6 protein-coding genes are annotated in these 7007 nt (G+C 52.7%); 4 read left to right on the top strand and 2 right to left on the bottom strand.

The features are described 5' to 3' along the window. The coding region (locus ACP5D4_RS20355) for a GatB/YqeY domain-containing protein (protein WP_428013442.1) at positions 1-396 on the bottom strand (396 nt) is incomplete at its 3' end. Positions 397-628: 232 nt separating this feature from the next. On the opposite strand from ACP5D4_RS20355, the gene ACP5D4_RS20350 reads away from it, so the two are divergent. The 4 genes from ACP5D4_RS20350 to ACP5D4_RS20335 all read left to right on the top strand — a co-directional run bounded on the left by ACP5D4_RS20350 (position 629) and on the right by ACP5D4_RS20335 (position 5076). Continuing rightward, positions 629-1621 carry a ribose-phosphate pyrophosphokinase gene (locus ACP5D4_RS20350; RefSeq protein WP_428013441.1) on the top strand — a complete coding sequence of 331 codons (993 nt, stop codon included), beginning with the start codon at positions 629-631 and terminating at the stop codon, positions 1619-1621. Between the two features lie 69 nt (positions 1622-1690). Continuing rightward, positions 1691-1843, top strand: a complete 153-nt coding sequence (locus ACP5D4_RS20345; protein WP_428013440.1) for a hypothetical protein — start codon at positions 1691-1693, stop codon at positions 1841-1843. A 108-nt stretch (positions 1844-1951) separates the two neighbouring features. After that, on the top strand, positions 1952-3334 hold the full coding sequence (locus ACP5D4_RS20340; RefSeq protein WP_428013439.1) for a hypothetical protein: 1383 nt from the start codon (positions 1952-1954) through the stop codon (positions 3332-3334). Between the two features lie 239 nt (positions 3335-3573). After that, complete coding sequence (locus tag ACP5D4_RS20335; protein WP_428013438.1) at positions 3574-5076, top strand: TM0106 family RecB-like putative nuclease; 1503 nt, start codon at positions 3574-3576, stop codon at positions 5074-5076. 117 nt (positions 5077-5193) lie between these two features. Here the strand turns inward: ACP5D4_RS20335 and ACP5D4_RS20330 are convergent, their stop codons facing one another. Then, complete coding sequence (locus ACP5D4_RS20330) at positions 5194-6771, bottom strand: PQQ-binding-like beta-propeller repeat protein (RefSeq protein WP_428013437.1); 1578 nt, start codon at positions 6769-6771, stop codon at positions 5194-5196. Between the last annotated feature and the right edge of the window lie 236 nt (positions 6772-7007).

Genomic DNA, 7007 nt, shown 5'->3' with positions numbered 1-7007 from the left:
TTGCTGCATCAGCGGGCCCATCACTTTTCCCATATCCTTCGGCGACGTCGCACCCACCTTGGCAATTTGTTCGTCAACCGCCGCTTGAATTTCCGCCTCGGACAGTTGTTTAGGTAGAAATTCCTCCAAGATGGCTAACTCTTGCGCTTCCTGTTCTGCGAGATCCTCCCGTCCGGCGTCCCGGTACTGGGCGATGGCGTCGCGGCGTTGCTTGGCCAGTTGAGAGAGTAGCTCGATTTCTTGCTCTTGAGTCAGTTCCTCCTGTCCCTGGGGACGAACGCTGACTTCCTTTTCCAAAATAGCCTTTTTAATCGAGCGAACGGTTTCTAAGCGCAGTTTGTCCTTCGCTTTCATCGCCGATTTGATTTGTTCGCCAATGCGATCCTTGAGACTCATTGCAATTTTCCTTTCATAAAGTGGTCGCAAACGCGCTCTTTCAGCGCGGGGGGCGATCGAGATCCGCGATCGAACCTAAAAAATTCGATCCGGTTCGATCGACGCTTCGACAGGCTTTTCTGTCAGATCGATCGCCCACCTCGATCGAGTTTAATTTGAATTTTCGCTACGGTTTCGGGGATGAAATGATAATATTGCCTTAACTTAACCTAACGTGCGTCGAGGGTCTGCTGTGAGCCGTTCTGCAACTCTATCGCTTCAGCCTTCCTTACTATCTGTAGTCGATAACAATCGACTGAGGCTATTTTCTGGCTCTGCCAACACAACACTCGCCCAAGAAGTGGCGCGATACCTAGGGATCGATCTCGGTCCGATGGTACGCAAGCGCTTCGCGGACGGAGAACTATACGTTCAAATTCAAGAATCCATTCGCGGCTGCGATGTCTATCTCATTCAGCCCGTCTGCAATCCGGTCAACGACCATCTCGTCGAACTTCTGATTATGATCGATGCGTGCCGTCGCGCGTCAGCCCGTCAGATTACGGCCGTACTTCCATATTACGGATACGCCCGGGCCGATCGCAAAACCGCCGGCCGGGAATCGATCGCGGCGAAACTCGTGGCGAACCTGGTGACGGAAGCCGGGGCGAATCGAGTTCTCGCTATGGACTTGCACTCGGCACAAATTCAGGGATATTTCGATATTCCCTTCGATCACGTCTACGGATCTCCGGTCTTACTCGACTATATCGCCAGCAAAAAACTTTCCGATATCGTCGTCGTCTCTCCCGATGTCGGCGGCGTCGCCCGCGCCCGCGCCTTTGCGAAAAAACTCAACGATGCGCCCTTAGCCATCATTGACAAACGGCGACAAGCGCACAACGTCGCGGAAGTCTTAAACGTCATCGGAGACGTGCGCGGTAAAACCGCCGTGTTGGTCGACGACATGATCGACACGGGGGGTACCATTACCGAAGGCGCTCGCCTGCTCAGAAAAGAAGGCGCTCGCCAAGTCTACGCCTGCGCCACTCACGCCATTTTCTCGCCCCCAGCCGTCGAACGGCTCTCGAGCGGCGTGTTTGAAGAGGTGATCGTAACCAACACGATTCCCCTTCCCAGCGATCGCCAGTTCGACCAACTGACCGTGTTGTCGGTGGCGAACGTCTTGGGCGAAACCATCTGGCGAATTCACGAAGATAGTTCGGTCAGCAGTATGTTCCGTTAAACTGCACCGACTGAAGCTTTCAAAGATAGGGGCGAACCGAGGTTCGCCCCTCTTTCGTTGGGGGTTCAGATGGCTCCCGTCACGGTGTTGACAGCAACGGGGTTAGAGAATGGCGGAGGCTTGGGAAATCGAATTGAGGCTCGAGAGTCGAACGCCGGCGATCGCCCCAAAAAATCTAACTACAATCGTAACTTTTCCAACATCGATAATAAAAAACCATAGCCCCGATTAGGGGTTTCGTAGGGGTAAGACCCACTCGATCGAGGCGACAACCTAGGTTACGCTACAAATAGCGAGGACTTTATTTTGTAATCTCGGGGAGAAGAAACTATGTTTCGGAAGCATCGCCAGGACGATCGACCCTTAACCCCCTTTATCGCCACCAACCGCCCAGACCAACAGCTCTACGAGCAAACTCAGGAAATTATCTACAACTATCTCCTCGAAATCGTTCGCGCCTGGTCTCCCGACCAAGTTCTCGCTGAATTCCGCAGCCTGTTCATCGAATACGGCAACGCCAAAAACACTGAAGCCTTCCAATCCCTGGAAAATCTCGTCCTAGCCAATCAAGGCACTAACTTCCGCTACACCATCAAACGTTCCTGTTACATCCTCTTCAATAACTGGGAAGCCAACCGACAACATAAATTTATACCTCAACTGGTTCAACTCTTTCACGATCCCTCTATCCACAAACGAGCTTTATCTCCTGACTTACAGCGAGTGCGAGCTTGGTTGAGGCTGTTCGTCGAAGGCAAAGAATATCAAGACTTAAAGGTCTTTTCCATCAAGTACGAAGAGGAAACCCAACCCGAAGAACCCGTCAAATGGAGCGATCGATACACGGCTTATCTCCTGGTTCCCCAATATTCCAACCCCGACAACCCCGAAGAACAGCGCGAAGTGGCCCGCGTCGTCTCCCAGCGACTCAAAGATCGCTTCAAACGAGACTTAGCCATGTACACCACGCGATCGCAAATGGTGGGATACGACGACAAACAATATCCCAACCCCACCATCTTCGGAAACGACGTATTGCGGATTATCAAAACCATCGTCGCCCGTCGCGGCAACCTCAGCTACCAAAACCTCGCCCAAGTCTTCCTGCGCCAAACGGAACAGCAACGCTATCGCGACTTCAAACGCAGCTTACAAAAATATTTAGTCTTTTCGTGGAGTCACAAAGAACTCGCCCAAACTCTTAAACTCCGCCTCTCCCAACGCCTCGAGAGCCTCTATCCCGACAAACACGGCAGTTCCGTCGATGAAGCCTTGCGACTGCGAACCTGCAACCGCGTCATCGACGCCCTGACGACAGAAAACGGCGTCGAACCCTCGCCGATTTTTATTTGGATGCTTTCCTACGGCAACCCCCTGGCGTTGGTGGTGATTTTACTGAAACTCGTCCTCGTCAGTCCCCACTCTCGCGTTCACCTCGAAACCGCCATCGCCAAGCTGGTACGCTACTACGAACATCTATCGGAAGAGGAATGCGAGTGGGTGGTTCATTTCTTCGAGTTATTTAAAATTACCTTCGCCATCCACGCCGAAAACGTCGAATACAGCCTCGTCAAAGTGCGATCGACATCTCAAAATGGCGCCCCCTCCGAAGAATATCGCGTCTTCGCCCGCGTCAAATACGAAGACATCCCCACCGACATCCCCACCGACAGCTTCGAGGATTCCGACGAACTCACACAACTGTTTCAGTAAACAGCGAACCGTTTCCCTAGGGTGCGTGACTTGGAAAATCGGGTGTAAATCCTTAGACCGAGAAATTGTCACGCACCGCTCCCCCATCCCATCATCCCATCATCCCATCATCCCATCATCCCCCCATCCCCCCATCCCCCCATCTCCCCTCCGGCCGCAAAACAGTACAATAAAAAAGACTCCGGGTCGCGGGTGACAAACCCCGGCAGACGATCGCGAGACTGTATCGCCCCTTCATCATGCTCGTTAGCGCCGATTTATTGCTGTATTACCAACGTTGCGATCGACGGGCGTATCTCGATGTCTTCGGCGATCGCCGTCAAAAAGATCCCGTCAGCGACTTCCTCCTCGAACTGCGCCAAGATAGCCACGCTCACCGTCAAATGGTGCTGGCACAGTACGACTATCGTCGTCCTCGATGGTCTCGCGACGACTGGCTCGGTGGCACCGAAGCCACGGTAGACTTAATGCGGCAAGGGGTCGATTGTATTTACGGCGGACTGTTGACTGCCCCCTGGATACCCGGCGTCACCCTCCTCTGTCACCCGGATTTACTGGTTCGGGAAACGGGAACTTCTGTCTTCGGAAATTGGTATTACGTTCCTAAAGAGATTAAATTCGGCAAACGCCCCAAACTCGACTATCAAATCGTCGGCGCGTTTAACGGCTTAGTCTTGTCCTTGATTCAAGGGGTTTGGCCGCCAACGGCGTGGTTGTTGTTGCGCGGAAGACAACCCCATCTCATAGACTTCGACAAGCGCGTGCCGGAAATGCACGGCATTCTCGCCGACTGCATCGCCACGCTGCGGGAACACCGCACGCCGGAACTGTTCCTCTCTCGGCAAAAGTGCAATCTCTGTCATTGGTATGGCAGTTGTCACAGTATCGCTGAGTCGCAACACCATTTGTCTCTGGTTCCCGGCGTGACGCCGAACCGTTACGAACAGCTGCGATCGATGGGTATCCAAACTCTGGAAGCCCTCGCCGCCGCCAAACCCACTCAGTTGAAAAGCGCCTTTGGAGAAGTGGTTGGCGAACAACTCAGCCAGCAGGCGCACACGACCTACTCGAATCAGGCGACGCCGAAGCTGCGGGAAATTCATCGGTTGTTGAAAACGGCGCAGCAGCAATGGGTGGACGTTCCCGAGGCGTCGGTGGAAATTCATTTCGATATTGAGGCGAAACCGGATATCGATTTAGACTTTTTGTTGGGGGCGTTGGTGGTCGATCGCGCCACGGGAACGCAACGCTATTTCGCTTTTCTGGCGGAAAAGCCGGAGGAAGAACAGGCGATTTGGCACGACTTCCTCGAGTTACTTTGGACTTATCCCGACGCCCCGATTTTCCATTTTTGCGATTACGAAGTGAAAACGATTCGACGCTTGGCGAAGCTGTATCGCACGCCGTCTCGCCGCTGGAAACCCATTGTCGATCGCTGTATTGACGTGCATTGGTGGGTGACGGAAACGGTGGTGCTTCCGGTGGAAAGTTACGCTCTCAAACCCATCGCGCGATGGGTGGGGTTCGACTGGCGCGACGCCAACGCCAACGGCGCTCAATGTATTTGTTGGTACAATCAATGGCTGGAAACAAGCGATCGATCCTATCTCGAGGCGATCGTCAACTACAACGAAGATGACTGTCGCGCTACCTTCGAACTCAAAACTTGGTTGGCGCAGTTTCTCGAACCCTTTTATCTCGAGGCGATATCTCCCTCGGCTATCCCATCGCCGTCGGCGTAGCCATTAGCATCACCCACAGCCACGCTAAAACAATACTTAAAAGGACGAACAGTAGAGATTTCATGGGCTTTGGCGTTTGGCGTTTCTTCGTTTCTCGTCGCTCCTATCGCCCCAATACTACCCTAACGTATACATCCAACCGTCGCGGCTGCAAATTCGCAGGATTCCATCCCAAATTACGGGAGTCGATTCAAAGGAACCGCCGGGTTGAAATTGGGCGATTTCTTTGACGATAACTCGGTAGTAATTTCCGCTGGCACCCCGCAACGCCAAAGCATCGCTGGCGCGGGCAATTTCGTAATCGATTTGAAATAAGTGAACGCCGTTATATCCTGCCGATACTAAACGGTTGCCATCGGTAAAAATGGGAGTCGAAATGGACGCGCCAATTTGTTTTTTAAACAGGATTACGGGACGGTCGTAATCCCGTTCTAAAAACGGTCCTTTGACTTTTTCTCCTGTGACTTGCGTTTGGCTGCCGATGTATAAATTTCCGTCAATGGCGTTCGTGGCAAAAAGCGGCGGAATGTCCGGGGCGCGATATTCGTCGTTCAACGCCACCGACCCGGTGATGCCCCCTTCCCATTCGCTAAATCCTAAGTTTAATGTGGGTAAAAACCACTCGACGCAATCGGGATCGCCTTGGCGGGGATCGAGTTTAAATACACCTCCCTGTCCCGGTATTTTTTCGCGATCGAGCGTACTAAATAATTTCCCTTCTTTAGAAATGGAAATGCTTCCATTTAAATCGCCCCCGGAGCGAAATCGCCAAAGGATTTCGCGGCTTTTAATGTCGATTCCGTAAATTCTGCCCCCTCCCGAGGCAATATAAACTCGATCGTCGAATACTGCCGGAGAAGATTCGGCAACTAAATTCCCGCCGTAATAGCCCACATCTTCAAATTCGTAAAGTTGCAGCTCTTTGTAAACTTCAGGTTCGGCAAAATCGCCGTTGTTTTTTCGGCTTTTTATGCTACTATTAATAAAGTAGCCGATGGCGTTTTCGCCGACATTAAAAATTGTGCCGTTTCCTAGATAAATCGCCGAACTGTCGTTGTCGCGGCTGTAGCTGTCCGTGGCGCGAATGTCGAGCCGCCATAGCTCTTGTCCCGTGCGAAAAGACACGGCGCGAAAACTGGGAACGTAACTCGAAGAGAGGGACTTGTTGACCCCTCGACGGCTCCCTTGTAAAACCACGATGCGATTGTCGTCTTCGGCGGTTGCGTCGATATAAACGCTCGAAGAGCCTTTGAGAATATCGTCGAATTCGTATCGCCAAACCACTTGGTTGGTTTCGAGGTCGAGTTTTCTCAAACTGTGGTCGTAAGCCCCGATAATTAAATAAGGAATACCGCGATCGCGCACCAGCGTCGGTTGTCCCGTCCACCCCGCCCCGCTCCAAGTGCTGGCACTACCCCCCACCACACTCGTCCCGCTTCCGAGATAAAATCGATCGAGAAGGTTCAACCCCTGCGGCGTTCCCCTTCCGTAAAAACGACGTTGGGCGTTCCCCAAATAGGTGGGAACCAGCAGTTCGATTTCCGGCGGGACAGCGGCGGGAACCCCAGAAATCAAACCGTTCACCTGTTGGGTAACGGTATCGGACAGGGACATCGGCGTCACCAGTTTGGGCGCATCTCCTCGGAACCGTCGCAACAGCCTCGGCGGAACGATCGAACCAAACGCAAACAGCAAAGCTCGTTTTTGAAACGCGCGGCGGGTCAATCCCATCGCAACCCGGAAAAAAACAGCACAGTCGGAAACCGATTATAAATCGATTTCTTCCCTTTATCGGTCGATCGAAACCGATTGCCAAGCGCGATCGCAACCGCTACAATTAAGCCGACCCTTCCCGACCGTCAGGGCAATCCTTCACTTTACCCTAATCTTTGGGTCTAAAGCCTCCCCCTTCTCGGGGGACTTTACCAGTG

The organism is Baaleninema sp., assembly GCF_049974805.1.
Lineage (GTDB): Bacteria > Cyanobacteriota > Cyanobacteriia > Cyanobacteriales > Geitlerinemataceae > Baaleninema.
The sequence above is the reverse complement of the archived record's forward strand: the minus strand, read 5'-3'. Positions and strand labels throughout refer to the sequence as shown.

Excerpts from the sequence above, each read along its gene's own strand:
- ACP5D4_RS20345 (WP_428013440.1), top strand. The coding sequence starts at position 1,691 with ATGGCTCCCGTCACGGTGTTGACAGCAACGGGGTTAGAGAATGGCGGA.
- ACP5D4_RS20340 (WP_428013439.1), top strand. The coding sequence starts at position 1,952 with ATGTTTCGGAAGCATCGCCAGGACGATCGACCCTTAACCCCCTTTATC.
- ACP5D4_RS20335 (WP_428013438.1), top strand. The coding sequence starts at position 3,574 with ATGCTCGTTAGCGCCGATTTATTGCTGTATTACCAACGTTGCGATCGA.